This is a genomic window from Serratia quinivorans, assembly GCF_946227985.1.
GTDB lineage: Bacteria > Pseudomonadota > Gammaproteobacteria > Enterobacterales > Enterobacteriaceae > Serratia > Serratia quinivorans_A.
Window position 1 is genome coordinate 1,614,141 of the sequence record NZ_CAMKGL010000001.1, and the last position, 19,844, is coordinate 1,633,984.

A 19,844-nucleotide genomic window follows, 5' to 3' on the forward strand; every position below is an offset into this window, starting at 1 on the left:
CTGAGTCGTCAGCCAGGAATCACACAATTAGCTGTTTTTTATAAAATAAATGATATAAATATTCTGACAATGCCCACTGGCGCTCATTCAATACGTTTCCGGCCTGCAACCAAAGTTTTAATCCGATCACATATTAATAAAAAAAACAGAGAGCGTACCCGATGAGCAACCGCAACATTGTCGACGTCAAAGCGTGGATTGATTCCCGCCCTATTTCCGGCTATCAGTGGCTGGTATTGATTCTGTGTTTCGTGATCATTATGTTTGATGGTTATGACGCCGCGGTGATGGGTTTTATCGCCCCCGCACTGATTGAAGACTGGGGGATTTCGCGCGCCGAAATGGGCCCGATCCTCGGTGCTGCGATGTTTGGTGTCGCTTTGGGAGCGCTGATCGCCGGCCCCTATTCCGATCGTTTTGGCCGCAAGAAGATACTGCTGCTGTCAATCCTGTGCTTTGCGTTGTTCAGCCTGCTGAGCACCTTTGCCCGCACCCCGCTGGAAATGGCCTTGCTGCGTTTTCTTACCGGCCTGGGCCTGGGCGCGGTGATGCCCAACTGCGTCACGCTGGTGTCAGAGTATATGCCCGAACGCCGCCGCGGCCTGATGATCACCCTGATGTACAGCGGCTTTAATATTGGTTCCGGTGCCGGCGGGTTTATCGCCGCCGGTATGCTGCCGCACTACGGCTGGAAAGCGGTGCTGTTTTTCGGCGGCATCATGCCGCTGGTGCTGTTGCCGCTGCTGGTTTGGATCCTGCCGGAATCGACGCTGTATATGGTGGTACGCAACCACCACAAGGACAAGATTGCCCAAATTCTGCGCCGCGCCGGCGGGGTGTTCAGCGCCGGCACCACGTTCATACTGAAAACCCCGGTGATCCCAAAGAAAGCCCGCGTACTCCAACTGTTCAGTAATGGTTACGCCAGGGGCACAGTGGTGCTGTGGCTGACCTATTTTATGGGGCTGTTCGTCATCTACCTGCTCAACGGCTGGCTGCCGACCATCGTGCGCGGCGCCGGTTTCTCGCTGGAGCGCGCGGCGATAATCGCCGGTCTGTTCCAACTGGGCGGCACCCTGGGTGGCCTGCTGGTCGGTTACCTGATGGACCGCTTCGTCGCCAAACGGGTGATCGGACTGTTTTATCTGCTGGGCATGTTCTGCCTGCTGTCACAGGGTATCTGGGGCTTTGGCCCCACGCCGCTGGCGGTGTTGGTCTTTGTCAGCGGCATCTGTATCAACGGAGCGCAAACCGGTCTGCAGGCATTCTCACCGGCATTCTACCCCACAGAAATGCGGGCCACCGGCGTCAGCTGGATGCACGGCATTGGCCGCAGCGGCGCCATTATCAGCTCGTCAATGGGCGGCGTATTGCTGGGTATTTTCCCCGGAGCCACCAGCATTTTCATCATCCTGGCGATCCCGGCGTTACTGGCGGCGATCACTATCATTAATCATCAAAAGGCACATCCGGCTGAAATGGTTAAAGGCATCGATATTACCGACCTGCCTGCGTTGTCACGCACCATGAATAACCGGTAATTCTTATTAATACAGAGGTAGACGATGGCTAAGATCATTGGCGGACTGGCGGTGTCACACACCCCAACCATCGGTTTTGCAGTAGATCACAACAAGCAGAACGAAACGGCCTGGGCACCGATTTTTGACGGTTTCGCCCCGATGCAGCAATGGCTCGAAGAGAAAAAACCGGACGTGTTGCTGTATGTCTTCAACGATCACGTGACCTCGTTTTTCTTCGATCACTATTCGGCATTCGTGCTCGGCATTGACGACAGCTACGCGGTGGCCGACGAAGGCGGCGGCCCACGTGATTTGCCGCCGATTCGAGGCCATGCGGCGCTGTCGCAACATATCGGTGCCAGCCTGATGGCCGACGAGTTTGATATGTCGTTCTTCCAGGATAAACCTCTCGACCATGGGCTATTCTCCCCCCTTTCCGCCCTGCTGCCGTGGCAGAACGGCTGGCCAATGCAGGTGGTGCCGCTGCAGGTCGGGGTGCTGCAGTTCCCGATCCCTTCAGCCCGCCGCTGCTACAAGCTCGGTCAGGCTCTGCGCCGGGCGATCGAAAGCTTCCCGGAAGACTTGCGCGTCGCGGTGGTCGCCACCGGTGGCGTCTCGCATCAGGTACATGGAGAACGTTGCGGTTTTAATAACCCGCAGTGGGATGAGCAATTTGTCGACTTGCTGGTTAACGATCCGCAGCGCCTGACCGAAATCACGCTGGCGGAGTACGCCACCCTGGGTGGGCTGGAGGGCGCGGAGGTGATCATGTGGCTGATTATGCGCGGTGCCCTGTCGGCCAATGTCGAAAAGTTTCATCAGGCCTATTATCTGCCCTCAATGACCGGCATCGCCACGCTGATCCTGGAAAACCAGGCGCGCGAGGCACCGGTAGATGTCCATCAGCGCCAGCGCGACAAGATCAACCTGCAACTGGCGGGTGTTGAGAAACTGCCGGGTACCTATCCCTTTACCCATGCGCGCAGCCTGAAAGCCATCCGTATCAACCGTTTCCTGCACCGGCTGATCCAGCCGGCCTGGCGCGATCGCTTCAATAACGCCCAGCAGGCGCTGTTCGACGAAGCGCAGCTGACCCTTGAGGAACAGCAACTGTTGCGCGAACTCGACTGGCGCGGACTGATCCATTATGGCGTCAGTTTCTTCCTGTTGGAAAAGCTCGGGGCTGTGGTCGGGGTATCCAACCTGCATATCTACTCGGCGATGCGTGGCCAGACGCTGGAAGAATTCCAGCAAACACGCAATCAGCAGGTGTTGTATTCCGTTGCGGGGAAAGCGCCAAAATGACTATTTTTGACCAGCCGAAAATTGACTGTCACCACCATATTTTCGACCCAAAGCGCTTTCCCTATGCGTCAGACAGTGGTTACAACCCACAAGGTCACGAACTGGCAACCCTGGAACATTATCGCGCGGTGATGCAGGCCTACGGTATTCGCCACTCGTTGATTGTCGGCCCGACGTCGGCTTACAACACCGATAACCGCTACCTGCTGGCGGCACTGGCCGCTGGCGAAGGCCGTCACAAAGGTATTGCCGTGGTGCCGCGTGATGTGGACAGCCAAACGCTTGCCGGATTGCAGTCACAGGGCGTGGTCGGCATCGCGCTTAACGTGGCGATGCTCGGGGTCGAACCTTTCTTGCAGTTGGATCGGCTAATGGGGCAACTGGCAGAACTGGAAATGTTCGCGCAAATCCAGGTGCAGGACGACCAGTTACCGGCGCTAATGCCGCTGCTGGCACGCACCCGCACCCGGCTGCTGTTCGACCATTCGGGTCGGCCGGACGTCAGCGCAGGTCTTCAACAACCGGCTTTTCAGGCCCTGTTGTCGTTGGCACAGCGTGAGCACACTTACGTCAAGCTTTCCGGTCTGGCCAAGTTTTCACGCCGGCACTACCCGTTCAGCGACGCTCAGCCTTACCTGTTGGCGCTGTTGGCGGCCTACAGCGGTGAGAAATGCATGTGGGGATCGGACTGGCCTTTCCTGCGTGCCACCGAACGCATGGACATGGGCACGCTGTTGATGCTGGCCGAACAGATGTTCCCCGACGCACAAACGCGCCGGCAAATTTTATGGCAGACGCCGCAGCGGCTGTTTGGTTTTAGCGAATGATCGGAGTAAAGATGAAAACCATTTACGTGCTCAATGGCCCGAACCTTAACCTGTTAGGCACCCGCGAGCCTGAGACCTACGGCACCGACACGCTGGCGACCATCGAACAGCTGTGTCGCAGCACTGCGGCCGAACTGGAATGCCGGCTGGAATTTCGCCAAACCAACCATGAAGGTGAAATGATTGACTGGATCCAACAAACGCGCGGCAAGGCAGATGCACTGGTGATCAATCCGGCAGCCTGGACGCACACTTCGGTGGCAATACGTGACGCTGTCACGGCAGTAGCCCTGCCCCTGTTCGAGGTGCACATCACCAACGTGCACAAGCGCGAACCGTTTCGCCATCATTCCTACCTGTCCGACGTGGCCAACGGCGTGATTTGCGGCTTTGGCATTCAGGGATACCGTTATGCGCTGATGCAAGCGGCGCAGCTTTAGTCCCTACAGACCTCGCGCAAGCAGGCGATCAGTGCTTGCGCCGCCGGGGAATGAAGGCTGCCCGTACGGCAGATCAGGCCAATGGCGCGTCCGGTATCAGGCAGCGCCATTGACAGCTGAACCAGTTCGCCGGAAGCCAGTTCATATTCCAACTGGTGGGCGGATACCGCCGCCAGCATGTCTGAATTCAGCAGCAAGCCTCTCACCAACGCCAGATCACCGGTTTCCACCACCGGGCTGGGCGCCGGGATATTCATCGCCATGAAGCAGCCGTCCAGCAAGCGCCGCGCCGGAGTGGCCGAACGTGGCAATACCCAGCGCGCCGCTCTCAACTGTTCTGGCCTTACCCCCGGGACCGACAGCGGATGGCCACGACGTGCCAGTAGAACCATGTCTTCGGTAAACAGCGTTTCACTGTACACATCGGCGGCATAATCGCTGGCGCGCAGGGCACCAAAAATAAAATCAATATCCCCGGAACGCAGCTCGCTAACCAGGGCCTCAAAGGCACTTTCGTTGGTCACCACGCTGACACCCGGATAGCGGGAGGTCAGTTGAATGATGGCCTGTGGCAACAGCCGGGTACGTCCCAACGGTAACGCCCCCACCCGCACTCGCCCCTCCAGCACCCCGCGGCGGGCTGCGATATCAGCGGGAATATGTTGCAGTTCATTCAGCGCACGGCGAATGTTAGCCTCGATTTCACGGCCGGCCAGCGACGGTACCATCCCCTGTGGGGTGCGCTCCAGCAACGGCACCCCGGCACCGTTTTCCAACACCTTGAGCGCGGCACTGATCGCCGGCTGGCTTAGTCCGAGCAGCGTGGCGACGGTTTGCATATGCCGGGTTTCACACAGGCAGACAAAAATCTGCAGTCGTCGCACATTGAACAGGTACAAGGGTTCGGGATCGCCGCGCGTCTGCCCCCCTTTGCCCTGTAAGCGCTTTAGCAGCGCCGGTATCTGGTGCAATTCATCAATCGCCCGCCGGGCGCGCGGCAGCACGCATTTACCAAAGTCGGTCAGCAGCATGCCGCTGGCATGGCGTTCAAACAAGGGTGCCGCCAGTTGCTGCTCCAAATCGCGGATTGAGCGGGTGACAGCTGACTGGGTTCGGAATAGTTCATCGGCTGCGCGTGAGACGCTTCCCTGGGTCACTACCTGACTAAACGCCCTGATTTGCATCAGGTTTGTCAGCAGATTCTCATCATAGTCCATCGCATCATCTCCTTTACCCGTGGCTGGCAATATAAATAAAACGCATACCTGCTGCAATCAAATGAATTATCCGTCCTCCGTCAGAACTGACAGCATGAAGTCATTACACCGACCCAAGGAATCCGATGATGAACTCAGTATCTTCAAACAAAACCGCCCTGGTAGTCAGCGCCCATTCTGCCGATTTTGTCTGGCGTGCCGGCGGCGCGATTGCCCTGCATACCCAACTTGGCTATCAGGTCCACGTGGTTTGCCTGTCGTTTGGCGAGCGAGGAGAATCCGCCAAGCTGTGGCGTAAAGGCCAGATGACCGAGGACAAAGTGAAAGCCTCCCGTCGCGAGGAGGCCCACGCCGCCGCCGAGATCCTGGGCGCCAGCATCGAATTCTTTGATATGGGTGACTATCCGCTACGGGCCGATAAAGAGGCGCTGTTCCGTCTGGCCGACGTATTCCGAAAAGTACAGCCGCACTTTGTGCTGACCCATTCGCAAAAAGATCCGTACAACTACGATCACCCGCTGGCCAGCCACCTGACGCAGGAAGCCCGCATTATCGCTCAGGCAGAAGGCTATCGCCCAGGTGAAACCATCGTCGGTGCACCACCGGTGTACCTGTTCGAACCGCATCAGCCGGAACAATGCGAATGGAAGCCGGACGTGCTGCTGGATATCACCGACGTCTGGGACAAAAAATACCAGGCGATCCAGTGTATGGCCGGTCAGGAGCACCTGTGGGAATACTACACCCGCGTCGCCCAGCAGCGCGGCGTGCAGGCCAAACGCAACGTCGGCATCACCAGTAGCAAAAATATCGTTTACGGCGAAGGCTACCAAAGCATCTTCCCGCGCGTGACGGGAGAACTGGCATGAGCCCGATCGGTAAAAAAGGCGTGGTGATCCGCAATATCCCACGGGCAAACGCCCACACTCTGGATGCCCTGGCCGAATTTGGCGTAGCCACGGTGCATGAAGCACAAGGCCGCAAAGGCCTGCTGGACCCGGCAATTCGCCCCATTCAGCAGGATCGCGGAATTGCCGGCAGCGCGGTGACGGTGTTGGTCGCCCCCGGTGATAACTGGATGTTTCACGTGGCGGTGGAGCAATGTCGCCCCGGCGACATTCTGGTAGTCGCCCCCACGTCCCCGTGCGGTGACGGCTACTTCGGCGATTTGCTGGCCACTTCACTGCAAGCGCGCGGCGTGCGCGGCCTGATCGCCGACCTCGGCGTGCGTGATACTCGCACCCTGCGGGAAATGGGCTTTCCGGTCTGGTCACGGGCGGTGTATGCCCAGGGCACGGTGAAAGAGACGTTGGGTTCAGTCAACGTCCCGTTGATTTGCGCCGGACAACTGATTTATCCCGGCGATGTGATGATCGCCGATGACGACGGCGTGGTGGCGGTGCGACAAACCGAGGCAGAACAGGTGCTGGCAGCCAGCCGTCAGCGTGCCGAGCTGGAAGAGAGCAAACGTCTGCGCATGGCCGGAGGCGAACTGGGGCTGGATATCTATCAAATGCGCCCACGGCTGGCGGAAAAAGGCCTGAAATATTACGACTCACTGGATCTGCTGGAGGATTAACATGCGCCAACGCCGGATCCCCTGTTTACTGATGCGCGGTGGTACCTCCAAAGGAGCCTTCTTTCTCGCCGGGGAGTTGCCCGCCGACCCGAACCAACGCGATCGAGTCCTGCTGGCGGTGATGGGTTCCCCCGACCTGCGGCAGATTGACGGCCTCGGCGGCGCCGATCCGCTGACCAGCAAGGTGGCGATCGTTAACCGCTCACAGCGTGACGACGCCGATGTCGACTACCTGTTCGCCCAGGTCAGCGTTGACCAACCGCAGGTGGACTACGGCCAGAACTGCGGCAATATCCTGGCGGCGGTGGCTCCGTTCGCCATCGAACGCGGGCTGGTCAAGCCCGGCCCCACGTCGACCGACGTCCGGATCTTCATGCAGAACACCGGGCAGATTGCTCTGGCCCGCATCGCCACCCCCGGGGGCGAAGTGCAATACGACGGGGACCTGGCCATTGATGGCGTACCGGGCCGCGCAGCGGAAATCGTGCTGACCTTCAGCGATATTGCCGGTTCCAGCTGCGGTTCGCTGCTGCCGACAGGCAATCCGCAGGACAGCTTTGACGGCGTGGCGGTGACCTGCATCGACAACGGTATGCCGGTGGTGGTGCTGCGTGCGGCGGAGGTCGGCCGCAGTGGCTATGAAACCCGCGAACAACTGGATGCCGATCAAGAGCTGAAAGCCCGTCTGGAGAGCATCCGCCTGCAGGCCGGGCCAAAAATGAACCTCGGTGATGTCAGCCGGCGCACGGTCCCCAAAATGACCCTGATTGCCGAAGCGCGTCACGGTGGCACCCTCAGCAGCCGTACCTTCATTCCGCACCGCTGCCATGCCTCTATCGGCGTTCTGGGCGCGGTCAGCGTTGCCACCGCCTGCCTGATCCCCGGCAGCGTCACCCAGGGGCTGGCCCAGGTCAGCGATGGCGCAGAACTGCGTCTGAGCGTTGAACACCCCAGCGGCGAGTTCAGCGTGTTGCTCCAACGCGATCCAACCCAAAGCGGCGCGGCCTCGCTACTCGGTGCCGGTTTACTGCGCAGCGCACGACTGATTTTTAGCGGTGAAGTCTGTATTCCCGGCGCGGTATGGCCTCAATAATCAAGGAGCATCCTTGACTGCTCCCCGCCCTAAAGGGCGAGGATTCCCACTTCACTGAGTCGAACCTAAGCCGCTTGATGCGATTCAGGATTTACAGACTCTCCGTGGGCTAACGCTGCCAGCCCGGCAGCTTTTATATTCCGTGCCGCATTAATGTCACGGTCATGGCTTGTCTGGCATTCCGGACAATTCCATTTACGAACATCAAGAGGCAATTTTTTCATGGTGAAGCCGCAACAACTACAACGCTTTGAGGACGGGAAAAACGGGGCAATTGCGACCAGTGAACGCCCGCCCCATTCAGCCTTGTATGCGAGCTGGCGCACAAACTCGCCCCAACTTGCATCGGCTATCGCTTTCGACAGCTTAGGGTTGCGGATCATGTTCTTTACTTTCAGGGATTCAACGCAAACAACTTGGTTATCGTTAATCAGTTTGCGGGACAACTTGTGCAAGTTATCCATGCGGCAATCGGCAATTTTCGCGTGGAGTCGGGTCACCTTCAAGCGGGCTTTAGCGCGGTTTTTCGAACCTTTCGCTTTTTTGCTTAAACGGCGCTGAAGTAGCGCCAGGCGAGCCGCGTATTTAGCGGTATGGCGGGGATTGCCTTGTTTAAATCCAGCGTCAGTAACGAACAAATCCTTTAAGCCCACATCAATGCCCACGGTTTTAGCGGAAATGGGCAGTGATACGGGTTCAAACTCGCACAGACAGGAAACGAAATATCGTCCGGCTGCATCTTTGGAAATAGTGACGGTTGACGGCACGGATGGGAGTTCACGGCTCCAGCGCACGTCCAATGGGGCTTTGCTCTTAGTCATATGCAGCTTGCCATCACGATATTTAAACGCGCTGGCGGTCAATTCAGCGACCTGTTTGTGGCGTTTGCTTTTGAATGCTGGATATTTAGCCTGACCTGCAAAAAAGTGAGAAAAGGCCGTCTGTTGGTGGCGTAGCGATTGTTGCAAGGGGACACAGGAAACGTCATTGAGCCATGCGCATTCAGGCTCTTTTTTAAGCGCGGTTAACCGCGCATTAGCTTGCAGATAGCCGATCTTCTCCTGGCGCTCATAGTAAGCATCAGTACGCCAGCGAAGGATTGAATTATAGACAAAACGCACACAGCCGAACGTTTGAGCCAAAAGCTCAATCTGATCGGCTGTTGGATAGAATCGGTATTTGTATGCGCGTTTCATATGTACAAAATTACAGGAGCCATCGTGAAAAGACAAAAAGAAGTTAGCTCGAAAACCGCCTCCTTTCCTCCCCGGCCTGAAGGCCTAGGTTTCCCGGAGGCACTCTGATGAGCTTAGCTCTCCCCTCGGTAGCGTTAATCGGCTTTGGTGAAGTCGGCGGCATTCTGGCGCAGGAACTGCGCGCGCAAAACATTACCGTCAGTGTTTTTGACCCACAAGCCTCACTGGCAATGACAGAGAAAGCGGCGGCCTGCGGGGCTCACTTCACCGCGACGCTGCCACAGGCGCTGGACGGTGCAACGCTGGTGTTTTCCGCCGTCACCGCCGCCAATACGCTAAGGGTTGCGCAGCAGTGCGCGCCGTTGCTGCACCCGGGCCAAACTTTTCTCGATCTCAACTCTGCGGCCCCCAATACCAAACGCGCCGCCGCCGAGGCAATCAGCGCCAGCGGCGCGGTCTACGTGGAAGTCGCGGTGATGGCCCCGGTTCCACCCAAGCGTTTGAAAACGCCCCTGCTGCTGGGCGGAAACGGGGCCATGGCGGTTAGCACCCAGCTCAACGCCCTGGGGTTCAACAGCCAGGTCTACAGCTCTCACATCGGGGAGGCCTCGGCAATCAAAATGTGTCGCAGCGTCATGATCAAGGGGCTGGAAGCCCTGACCACCGAATGCCTGCTCGCCGCCCAGCGTTACGGTGTCGAACAACCGGTACTGGATTCCCTGCACGCCAGCTTCCCGTCACTGGGTTGGGACCAGCAGTTGCCCCACTACCTGATCAGCCGGATTGCGGAGCACGGTAAGCGCCGTGCCGAGGAGATGCGTGAAGTGGTGCAAACGCTGCGAGACGTTGGCATTGAGCCACACCAAAGCCTGGCGACCGTCGCCAGCCAACAGGGATTGGTGGACGCCATGAGCGCCCAAAGGCTGGCCTATTCGGAACTGACGCCTTTCGTTTGGCAAACCGCATTGAGCAAAATTTATCCGGGCGGTGATTAACATCAAAAAAACCAAAATATTTCACACGCCGAACATTGTTAACAATCTCATAACGACGTATTTTGTACCAAATGATTCATAGCAAGCTAACCATTTACCTCTTCGGGGGCTACGACGCCCTCTTTGCACTGGAAAACCATGTGATGAAATGTCTTTCTTCTTCCTTCTGCGCCATTGCCCTGATGGCATTAGCCGGCACGGCCTCCGCCGCGCAACTCAATAACGCACAGGCAAATCAGGCGATCGCCAGCGTGCAGTCAACACTGAAATCGCAAAACAGCTTCGGCTGCGTAGCAGTGGTCGACAGCAGTGGCACGTTGCTGGCCTTCCAGCGTTTCGACGGTGCCCCGCTCGGTTGCGTTGATGCCTCCATCGGTAAAGCGCGGGCCTCCGCGCTGTATCGTGCCCCCACGTTGAAATTTATGCAGCGACTGCAAAACGGTGAAATCACCGTACTGAGCATTCCGCACGTGGTAGCGCTGGGCGGCGGTTATCCACTGACGCTGAACGGCGAAGTTGTTGGTGCTGTCGGTGTCAGTACGCCGAAGCAGGAGATTGACAACCAGGCGTCCCAAACCGCCGCCGGGACGCTGAAATAAGCCCAGCCTGGCCTTCCCGCTTGAGGAACTCATTTTGATTTCAATTTCACGCCGCCGGCTGGTGCTGGCTTCGGCGAGTCTGTGGGCGGTTGGCGTTGTCAGCCAAAACCTGCTGGGCCGCGCCGTATTTGCTCAGTCGCAACCTGGCACTATGCCGGACAACTTTCTGGCTATTTCGCGCCTGCTGACCGACATCCCCCTGCCGGATCCGCACCTGGCGCTGCGACTTTATGTCGCGTTGCAGCCCCTGTTCCCGCAGCTTGAGCAGCAGGTTGACACGCTGGCTGCTTTGATGGCGCAGCATGCCGATCTGACTGGCGAAGACTTCCACGCGCTGATTCAGCGCCAGCCTGCCCCCCTCACTGCGCTGTACCAGTCACTCATCAGCGGCTGGTATCTCGGCGTGATCGGCGATCCGGCCAGGCCAATCTGTATCGCGTTTGAAAATATCCTCAGTTACCAACGGGTGCGCAACTCGCTGATGCCGCCAAGCTATTGCCCTGGCGAACCCAACTTTTGGACTCATCCCCCGCGTAAGGAGACGGCGCATGTCTGATTCATTAAATGCCGATGTTGTGGTGATTGGCGCCGGTATCGCCGGTTCGTTGGCGGCATTGAAAATGGTGCAGGCCGGAGCTTCGGTGTTAATGCTGGAGTCCGGGCCGGAAATCAAACGCGATGAGGCCGTCGAGTTGTTTCGCAACTCGCCGTTCAAAGGTGATTTCACCGAACCCTACCCACCCGAACCCTGGGCACCACAGCCGAAATTTATTCCGACGGACAACAACTATCTGATCCAGAAAGGCCCGGATCCGTACCGCGCCCAATATTTGCGCGGCGTCGGCGGTACCACATGGCACTGGGCCGGGCAGGCTTTTCGCCTGCTGCCAAACGACATGCGGATAAAAACCCTGTACGGCGTCGGCCGCGACTGGCCAATCGGTTATGAACAGTTGGAACCTTATTATTGCGAAGCGGAGTACCAGATGGGGGTGTCCGGCGACAGCGAACTGGACTCACCGCGCTCACGCCCCTACCCGCTGCCCGGCATCCCTCTGCCTTACGGTTTTGAACGCCTTAAACAGCGCATCGCAGGGCTGGGTTACCAGGTGGGCATCGGCCCGCAGGCGCGTAACAGTGTACCTTATGACGGCCGCCCGGCCTGCTGCGGCAATAATAACTGCATGCCGGTTTGCCCGATCGACGCACAGTATCACGGCGGTATTTCGGCGCGTAAAGCCTTGGCAGCCGGGGCGCGAATTATTGCCAATGCCGTGGTTCATCGTATTGAGGCAAATGAACAGGGACAGATCGTGGCGGTGCATTATCTCGACCGCAACAAGGTCAGCCATCGCGTCACCGGCAAACGCTTCGTGCTCACCGCCAACGGTATCGAAAGCCCAAAAATCCTGCTGATTTCCACCAGTGAACGCTACCCGAACGGTATCGCCAACGGCTCCGGCATGGTGGGCCGCAACCTGATGGACCACCCCGGCAGTTCGGTGGAGTTCTACGCTGATGAACCTGTCTGGTTTGGCCGCGGTCCAATGCGCCCGGGTAGCATCAACAACCTGCGTGATGGCGCCTTCCGGGCTGAACGCTCGGCGCTGCGTGTTGACGTGTCCAATACCTCACCGGTACGTTATCTGACCGAAAGACTGATCCGTCAGGGTTACTACGGCAAAGCGCTGAACGACAAGCTGGCATTCCAGTCCGAGCGCTATATCCAGCTGAAATGCCTGCTGGAAATGCTGCCGGAACCGGAAAATCGCGTTCAGCTGAGTCAAACCGAAAAGGATGCCTGGGGCATTCCCAAGCTGGAGGTGTACTACAAATTCCCGGAGTATGTTCACCGTGGCTACGACCAGTCCATGCTCGATTTTCAGCGTATCGTCAAGCAAATGGGCGGTAGTGAAGCGATTTACAGCAAACGTGGCCTGTATGACAACAACCAGCATATCACCGGCACCATGATCATGGGCCGCAGCGGCAGCGACTCGGTGGTGGATGGCGACTGCCGCAGCCACGATCACCCTAATTTGTTTATCGCCGGTACCGGCGTGATGCCCTCGGCCTCGACCGTTAACTCAACCCTGACCGGCGTCGCGCTGGCGCTGCATATGGCCGACCGGGTGTTGGACAGCCTGAAAGGAGGCATGGCGTGAAAAAAACCTTATTGGCGTTGCTGCCACTGCTGTTCAGTCACCCTCTGTGGGCTCAGCCTAATGGCGCAGAACTGATCAAACGCGGCGAATATCTGGCGCGCGCCGCCGACTGTACCGCCTGCCATACCGCGCCGGGCGGCCCGGCGTTTGGCGGGGGCTATCCAGTTAATACGCCGTTCGGCGTGATTTATGGCACCAATATTTCCGCCGATAAACAGTTCGGCATCGGTAACTGGAGCGACGAGGAATTTGTTGCGGCGGTGCGTGACGGTATCGGCAAAGATGGCGGCCAGCTATACCCGGCTATGCCATACGATGCCTTCACCAAAATGACCCGCGACGATGTGCTGGCGATCAAGGCTTATCTGCTGTCACTGCCGGCGGTAAAACAGGCCACGCCGAAAACCGATCTCTCCTTCCCGTTCAACCAGCGCTGGGGAATGCGTTTCTGGAAATGGTTCAATCTTGACCAGGGTGAGTTAAAGCCAGACCCAGCCCAGAGCGCCCAGTGGAATCAGGGCCGTTATCTGGTCGAAGCCCTGGCCCACTGCGGCACCTGCCATACCCCGCGGAACCTCACCATGGGCATGGACAGCGACAAAGCTTTCGCCGGTGGCGATCTCGGCGCCTGGACCGCCTATAACATCACGCCAGACAAAAACGCCGGCATCGGCAACTGGTCACAGCAGGATCTGGTCGGTTACCTGAAAACCGGCAATGCACCTGGCCGTGCGTCGGCGTCTGGCCCAATGGCCGAGGCGGTCGAACACAGTTTGCAGTACCTGCCGGAGGCGGATCTGCAGGCGATCGCGGTATATCTGCGCAGCGTTCCGGCCATCGCCGATGCGCAGCAAAGCCGACCACGGGACAGTTGGGGCAACGCATCACAGGATTATCTTGACCGGCGCGGTAACGGTAGCTCCCCGCAGGACGGTGCCACGCTGTTTAACGGCAACTGTGCCACCTGCCACGGTGCGGGAGGTGGCGGCATCGGCAAAGGGTTCCACGCCTATCCATCGTTGTTTAACCATGGCAGCACCGGCGCGGCCGAAGGGAATAACCTGGTTTCGGTGATCCTCAATGGTGTGCACCGCGACATGCAGCAAGGGGAGATCCTGATGCCGTCTTTCGCCAGCGAACTGAGCGACTCGCAGGTTGCCCAGCTGAGTAATTACGTCAGCATTCAGTTCGGCAACCCGGCGGCGGCCAACGTCAGTGCCAAACAGGTACAGAAACTGCGCGCTGACGCCGGACTCCCCCAGCCACCGGCGGTTTTACAGGGCGACAAACCCTGATGCCAACCCCACCAGGGTAATGCCGCACTTACCCTGGTGATCCCCCCTCACAGTTCCCGCTGAAAATAATTGATTGTTTTGCCATAAGAATTTAGAACGGAGTAACAATAATTCCAATACCGGGGAATGGGATGAGCACACAAACGACGGTGATTGACGCACGTCAGTCGCGGCAGGCATTACTGGCCGGATCGGTCGGCAATTTTATCGAGTGGTATGAATTCGGCGTTTACGGTTTTCTCGCCACCGTGATCGCCGCCAACTTTTTCAGCCTGCAGGGCGAAAGCGAAATCACCAGCCTGATCCTCACCTACGCCGCCTTTGCACTGGCCTTTTTCTGTCGGCCGATCGGCGCGGTGATATTCGGCCGCATCGGCGATCGCATTGGTCGCCGACCGACGCTGATTGCCGTATTGCTGCTGATGACGGTAGCCACGGCGCTGATCGGCGTGATGCCCACCTATGCCTCTATTGGCGTCGCCGCCCCGCTGTTGCTGACCCTGTTGCGCATGTTCCAGGGGCTGTTTGCCGGCGGTGAGTTCGGCGGCGCGGTGTCGCTGATGACCGAGTTCGCACCCAAGGGCAAACGCGGCCTGTTCGGTGCCTGGCAATCGCTGACCGTCGCGTTCGGGCTGCTGGCCGGTGCCGGGTTGGTGGCACTGCTAGCCGCGTTATTGACGCCGGAACAGCTGCACGACTGGGGCTGGCGCATTCCCTTCCTGCTGGCACTGCCAATGGGCGCGGTAGCACTGTGGCTGCGGTTGAAACTGCAGGAAACGCCGACCTTTACCCAGGCACAGCAAACCCGTAGCCGGGCGACGCAGCCACCGGCAGTAAAACTGAGCGGCGTAGCAAAAACCATTGCTCTGGGCATTGGCCGCATGATGGGCTGGTCCGCCGCCGGTTACACCTTTTTGGTCGTCATGCCCTCCTACCTGCAAACCTCACTGCACGCCACCTTCCAGCAGGCACTGGTCGCCACGGTGCTGGCCAACGTCGGTTTTGCGTTGACCATTCTGCCCGCCGGTATCCTCAGCGATAAGCTGGGACGTAAAACGGTGATGCTGACGGCAGTGGTGGCGGTTATCCTGTTTACCTTTCCGCTGCTGCACCTGTTGCAGGACCCACAAAGTTCATTGCTGACCAAAGGTATCGCGGTGATGATTGCCGGTGCGGTCGTCGGCTTGCTGGCGGGCCCCGGCCCGGCCATGCTGGCAGAAATGTTCCCCACCCAGGTGCGTTATACCGGTCTGGGGCTGGCCTACTCACTGTCCAATGCGGTGTTCTCAGGCTCCGCCGGGCTAATCATCACCGGGCTTATCAAGCAGACCGGCAACCTCGATATCCCGGCCTACTACGTGGTAGCCACCTCAGTGGTCAGCCTGTTTGCGCTGCTGACCCTGCGACGCGACGATCATCTGCGTTCGCTTAACGAACGTTAATCCCTGTCGGGCGCCCTGCGCGCCCCATTTTCCCTAGGGTGATTTTGATCACACCCGCAAAATGTTAACGTTAACTTTTGTGATTAACATCGCAATCCCTCACTTTGAACGCTTTATTTGGTGCGAAGTTAACGTTAACAATAGAGCCAATTTCATCCATCAGGGCATTCCACATGAACCGCGAAACAAAAAAATATTATGTGCTCCTCAGCGGCCTGTTGTTTTTCTTCTTCTTTACCTGGTCATCCAGCTTTTCACTGATCTCTATCTGGCTGAACCAGAAAATCGGCCTGAAAGGGACAGAAACCGGGCTGATCTTCGCGGCAATGTCGATAATGGCGCTGTGCGCCCAACCGCTGTACGGCTTTATTCAGGACAAGCTTGGGCTGCGTAAGCACCTGCTGCTGTTTGTCGGCGTGCTGCTGTTGCTCACCGGCCCGTTCTTTATCTACGTCTACGCCCCGCTGTTGCAGAGCAATCTGGTGGTCGGCGCACTGGTGGGCGGCGTGTTTGTCAGCCTGGCGTTCAATGCCGGTATTGGCGCGCTGGAATCCTATACCGAACGGGTCAGCCGCATCGTCGGTTTCGAATTCGGCCGGGCGCGCATGTGGGGGTCATTGGGCTGGGCCAGCGCGACCTTCTTTGCCGGCTTTAACTACAATATCAACCCCAATATCAACTTCTGGATCGCCTCGGCCTCGGCGGCGGTGTTTCTGCTGCTACTATGGCAAGTGCGCGAGCTGAAACCCAACGCCATGGCCGGTCTGGAATACGGCAAGCCGGAAAACCTGAAGCTGCATGACGCACTGGCCCTGCTGCGCCTGCCTGGGTTCTGGGCGCTGGTGGTGTTTGTGCTGGGCACCAGCATCTACGGCGTGTTTGACCAGCAGTTCCCGGTGTATTTCGCCTCGCAGTTCCCCACCCACGAAGAAGGCAACCGCATGTACGGTTTCCTCAATTCGCTACAGGTGTTTCTGGAGGCCGGCGGCATGTTCCTGGCCCCGCTACTGGTCAACCGCATTGGCATAAAGCAAAGCCTGTTGCTGGCCAGCAGCGTGATGGCGCTGCGCATGGTCGGTTCCGGCTTTGCCAGCGGCGCACTGATGATTTCCGCCATGAAACTGCTGCACGCCGTAGAATTGCCAATCCTGCTGGTGGCGATGTTCAAGTACATCACCACCCGTTTCGACAGCCGACTGTCCTCCACGCTGTACCTGGTGGGCTTCCAGTTTATCAGCCAAATCGTCGCCGGTTTTCTGGCACCGCTGGCCGGTTATGGTTACGACCGCATCGGCTTTGCCGACACCTATTTGCTGATGGGCTGCGCGGTGGCCGGCACCACGCTGATTTCCTGCTTCCTGCTGCGCGGCGAGACCGTCGCCAGCACTCCTCAATTTCAATCCACGTTAAAATCAAGTGAGCCAACCCAATGAAAAATGCCTTAGCTCAAGCCGATCATGCGGTCGAAGCCCTGCGCGCTCAGCGTCAGGATCTCTACTACCCGCGCTTTCATCTGGCCCCGGCCGCCGGCTGGATCAACGATCCCAACGGCCTGGTGTGTATTAACGGCGTTTATCACGCTTTCTACCAGCACCACCCTTACGACCAGAACTGGGGGCCGATGCACTGGGGCCATGCCACCAGCCGGGATCTGGCGCACTGGCAGCACCAGCCGATCGCTCTGGCCCCCGGTGACGACTATGACAAGGACGGCTGTTTCTCCGGCTGCGCAGTAGATGATAACGGCGTACTGACGCTGCTCTATACCGGCCACGTCTGGCTGGGCAAAGCCGGTGATGACGATCAGGTGCGCGAGGTTCAGTGCCTGGCCACCAGCGAGGATGGGATCCATTTTGTTAAACACGGGCCGGTGCTGTTGCCGCCGGAAGGCATTCAACACTTTCGCGATCCGAAAGTCTGGCGAGCCGGTGACTGCTGGTGGATGGTGGTCGGTGCCAAAGAGAACGGGCTGGGACAGGCGCGCCTTTATCACTCCAGCGACCTGCGCGACTGGCAGTTTGACCGCGTGCTGAGCGGAGCGCAAACGCTGAGTCAGGGCTTTATGTGGGAGTGCCCGGACTTCTTCCCGCTGGGCGAAAAACAGGTTCTGTTGTTTTCACCACAGGGGCTGGCGGCCCAGGGTTACCGGAATCGCAACCGCTTCCAGAGCGGCTATTTACTCGGTCACTGGCTGCCGGGTGAGGATTTTGGCGTCACACAGCCCTTCTGCGAGCTGGACAACGGGCACGATTTCTATGCGCCGCAAAGTTTCACCGCCGCCGATGGCCGTCGCATGCTGTTCGCCTGGATGGACATGTGGGAATCCCCCATGCCGAGCAAAGCGCACGGCTGGGCCGGTGCACTTACCCTGCCGCGCGAATTGACGCTGGCAACCGATGGCAATGTGCTGATGAACCCGGCACGGGAACTGACGGCGTTGCGCGGTCAGCAACATTCGTTTGCTGCAGTCACATTGAGCAACCAGCGGCAGGCTCTGGACGGCGAAGTGCAAGAATTGATGTTGACGCTGAACCTGGCCAACAGCAAAGCCGAACGCTATGGCATCACTATCGGCAACGCGGCGAGGCTGTACGTCGACAATCAGGCCCATCGCCTGGTGGTAGAGAGGTTTAGTGAGGAGCCAGGGCTGTGCGGTTGTCGCAGCGTTCCCCTACCGGAGGGGGACGAACTGTCGCTGCGAGTCTTTATTGATCGTTCATCGCTGGAGGTGTTCGTCAATCAGGGCGCGGCCTGTCTGACCAGCCGCATCTACCCGACCGACGGCCAACGCGGCGTGAGTCTGTTTGCCGAAAGCGGACTGGCGCAGTTTACTGCATTGCAGGCCTGGGAGCTGGAGAGTATCTGGGACTGATCTTTTTTTGCAGGCTATTGGGAACGTCCGCTATTAGGGAGAGCGTGCCGATGGGGTCGTAGCGGCTTGTCCGCCGACCAATTTGCCGGGAGCAAATTGGAACGACTTCCAGTCGGCCCGTAGGGTGGGACACATGAATGTGTCCCATAATGGCCCCTCGGTGCGCTAGGCCCGGGTATCTCAGCCTTAAAGGCAACTTAGTAATCTGACAAGGCACATATAGCGCGCCCTGATTGATTAAAGTGACTCGCGCAGCAGCAGCGGGCACGCCACTTTTCGCGTCTCCCGATGATCCCATTGATTAATCAGGTGCAGCGCCGCCTGGCGGCCCAGTTCGTAGTGCGGCAGTTGTACCGTGGTCAGCGGCGGCAGGAACAGTTGACCAATGCCGACCATATTGTCATACCCCAGCACCCCGACCTGCTGGGGGATTTTCCAGCCCTGCGCCAACAGCACCTGATAGACCATAAACGCCACCCGGTCGTTGCCGCACACCACCACATCGCAATCGCGCTGCCCCGGCGAAAAGTGCCGTTCCAGCAGTTCCACGCTGTCGCGGTAACGCTCGTCACCGTCGGTCAGATCGAGATGATATTGCCGCAACTGGTCAACGTCGCCCCCCGCCTCATGCCAGGCGCGCTCCAGCCCACGGCGGCGCAACCCGGCCGCCAGGGTATTTTCCGGCAGGTGAATGCACAGCGGCGCACGATAGCCTTTGGCGATCAATGTGCGCATGGCATCGTACTGCCCCTGCTCATCATCGGGGATGTAGCTGGCAACCGCATGTTCCGGGCAGACGCAGTTGGCCAGCACCAGCTTTTTATCCAGCAATTTGGCAGGCAGACTCACCTGCCGCAGCCCCATGGTGGTGAAAATCACCCCGTCCGGCCGATGCGCCAACAGCAGATCAATGGTGTGCTCCGCGCTGTCATCGGCGAACAAGTTGACCACAAAGCTGTTCCAGCCGTGTTCACGCGCGGTTTTTTCAATCGACAGGATCATGTCCACCGAGAAGGGGGTGGTCGCGGTATCCAGTGCCAGCACGCCGAGCGTTTGCACCCGGCTGCTGTCACCACGAATACGCCGCGCCGCGAGATCGGGCACGTAATCGAGTTGGTCAATCGCCAGCTTAACGCGTTGGTAGGTTTCCGGCCGCAGTTTGTCGGGCTCGTTGATGGCGCGGGATACCGTCATTAACGATACCCCGGCAAGTTTGGCAACGTCTTTCAGCGAGGCCATGCGCCCTTCTCTGTGTGGAATAGAAAATCAGATAATCCCACAACTTAGCGCCGGACT

Annotated in this window: 18 protein-coding genes; 15 read left to right on the plus strand and 3 right to left on the minus strand. The window is 58.5% G+C overall.

Annotated features, from left to right (window positions below):
* Positions 1-161 precede the first annotated feature (161 nt).
* Genes OCH02_RS07600 through aroQ form a run of 4 tightly spaced genes read left to right on the plus strand, consistent with a single transcriptional unit; the run spans position 162 to position 4,095 of the window.
* Entirely contained in the window at positions 162-1,541 is a 1,380-nt protein-coding gene (locus OCH02_RS07600; protein WP_261430632.1) for an MFS transporter, read from the plus strand.
* Between the two features lie 24 nt (positions 1,542-1,565).
* On the plus strand, positions 1,566-2,828 hold the full coding sequence (locus OCH02_RS07605; RefSeq protein WP_261430634.1) for a gallate dioxygenase: 1,263 nt from the start codon (positions 1,566-1,568) through the stop codon (positions 2,826-2,828).
* Positions 2,825-3,655, plus strand: coding sequence for an amidohydrolase family protein (locus OCH02_RS07610; RefSeq protein ID WP_261430636.1), 831 nt, complete (start codon positions 2,825-2,827; stop codon positions 3,653-3,655). Before OCH02_RS07605 ends, OCH02_RS07610 begins: the two co-directional genes overlap by 4 nt.
* 11 nt (positions 3,656-3,666) lie before the next feature.
* Complete coding sequence (gene aroQ / locus OCH02_RS07615) at positions 3,667-4,095, plus strand: type II 3-dehydroquinate dehydratase (RefSeq protein ID WP_174352562.1); 429 nt, start codon at positions 3,667-3,669, stop codon at positions 4,093-4,095.
* On the opposite strand, the gene OCH02_RS07620 is transcribed toward aroQ, so the two are convergent.
* Positions 4,092-5,312 (minus strand): LysR family transcriptional regulator, encoded by a 1,221-nt coding sequence (locus tag OCH02_RS07620; protein WP_261430637.1) that lies wholly within the window; start codon positions 5,310-5,312, stop codon positions 4,092-4,094. The two genes, aroQ and OCH02_RS07620, sit on opposite strands and share 4 nt — an antisense overlap.
* Before the next feature lie 125 nt (positions 5,313-5,437).
* On the opposite strand from OCH02_RS07620, the gene galB reads away from it, so the two are divergent.
* From galB to OCH02_RS07635, 3 genes are read left to right on the plus strand one after another with little or no spacing between them, the layout of a single operon-like run.
* Positions 5,438-6,181 (plus strand): 4-oxalmesaconate hydratase, encoded by a 744-nt coding sequence (gene galB / locus OCH02_RS07625; RefSeq protein WP_410001238.1) that lies wholly within the window; start codon positions 5,438-5,440, stop codon positions 6,179-6,181.
* Positions 6,178-6,891: a 4-carboxy-4-hydroxy-2-oxoadipate aldolase/oxaloacetate decarboxylase gene (locus tag OCH02_RS07630; protein WP_261430638.1), complete on the plus strand. Its 714-nt coding sequence runs from the start codon at positions 6,178-6,180 to the stop codon at positions 6,889-6,891. Before galB ends, OCH02_RS07630 begins: the two co-directional genes overlap by 4 nt.
* A 1-nt stretch (position 6,892) precedes the next feature.
* Positions 6,893-7,984, plus strand: a complete 1,092-nt coding sequence (locus tag OCH02_RS07635) for a 4-oxalomesaconate tautomerase (protein WP_261430639.1) — start codon at positions 6,893-6,895, stop codon at positions 7,982-7,984.
* Between the two features lie 65 nt (positions 7,985-8,049).
* Here OCH02_RS07635 and OCH02_RS07640 read toward each other — a convergent pair whose 3' ends face one another.
* Positions 8,050-9,180: a transposase gene (locus tag OCH02_RS07640; protein WP_261430640.1), complete on the minus strand. Its 1,131-nt coding sequence runs from the start codon at positions 9,178-9,180 to the stop codon at positions 8,050-8,052.
* Between the two features lie 107 nt (positions 9,181-9,287).
* Here OCH02_RS07640 and OCH02_RS07645 point away from each other — a divergent pair, with 107 nt between their 5' ends.
* The 8 genes from OCH02_RS07645 (at position 9,288) to OCH02_RS07680 (ending at position 18,548) form a co-directional block, all read left to right on the plus strand.
* Positions 9,288-10,175 carry an NAD(P)-dependent oxidoreductase gene (locus OCH02_RS07645; protein ID WP_261430641.1) on the plus strand — a complete coding sequence of 296 codons (888 nt, stop codon included), beginning with the start codon at positions 9,288-9,290 and terminating at the stop codon, positions 10,173-10,175.
* A 143-nt stretch (positions 10,176-10,318) separates the two neighbouring features.
* Positions 10,319-10,774, plus strand: coding sequence for a GlcG/HbpS family heme-binding protein (locus OCH02_RS07650; RefSeq protein WP_410001245.1), 456 nt, complete (start codon positions 10,319-10,321; stop codon positions 10,772-10,774).
* 34 nt (positions 10,775-10,808) lie between these two features.
* The gene (locus tag OCH02_RS07655) at positions 10,809-11,330 is read left to right on the plus strand and encodes a sorbitol dehydrogenase family protein (protein ID WP_261430642.1); all 522 of its coding nucleotides are present in this window, start codon (positions 10,809-10,811) and stop codon (positions 11,328-11,330) included.
* Positions 11,323-12,939, plus strand: coding sequence for a GMC family oxidoreductase (locus OCH02_RS07660; RefSeq protein ID WP_261430643.1), 1,617 nt, complete (start codon positions 11,323-11,325; stop codon positions 12,937-12,939). The genes OCH02_RS07655 and OCH02_RS07660 overlap by 8 nt, the downstream gene beginning before the upstream one ends.
* On the plus strand, positions 12,936-14,234 hold the full coding sequence (locus OCH02_RS07665) for a c-type cytochrome (protein ID WP_410001239.1): 1,299 nt from the start codon (positions 12,936-12,938) through the stop codon (positions 14,232-14,234). The genes OCH02_RS07660 and OCH02_RS07665 overlap by 4 nt, the downstream gene beginning before the upstream one ends.
* A gap of 131 nt (positions 14,235-14,365) precedes the next feature.
* Positions 14,366-15,676 (plus strand): MFS transporter, encoded by a 1,311-nt coding sequence (locus OCH02_RS07670; RefSeq protein ID WP_261430644.1) that lies wholly within the window; start codon positions 14,366-14,368, stop codon positions 15,674-15,676.
* 173 nt (positions 15,677-15,849) lie between these two features.
* Positions 15,850-17,109, plus strand: a complete 1,260-nt coding sequence (locus tag OCH02_RS07675; protein WP_261430645.1) for an MFS transporter — start codon at positions 15,850-15,852, stop codon at positions 17,107-17,109.
* Positions 17,106-18,548, plus strand: a complete 1,443-nt coding sequence (locus tag OCH02_RS07680; RefSeq protein ID WP_261430646.1) for a glycoside hydrolase family 32 protein — start codon at positions 17,106-17,108, stop codon at positions 18,546-18,548. The genes OCH02_RS07675 and OCH02_RS07680 overlap by 4 nt, the downstream gene beginning before the upstream one ends.
* A 237-nt stretch (positions 18,549-18,785) precedes the next feature.
* Here the strand turns inward: OCH02_RS07680 and OCH02_RS07685 are convergent, their stop codons facing one another.
* The gene (locus OCH02_RS07685; RefSeq protein ID WP_261430647.1) at positions 18,786-19,787 is read right to left on the minus strand and encodes a LacI family DNA-binding transcriptional regulator; all 1,002 of its coding nucleotides are present in this window, start codon (positions 19,785-19,787) and stop codon (positions 18,786-18,788) included.
* Positions 19,788-19,844 lie beyond the last annotated feature (57 nt).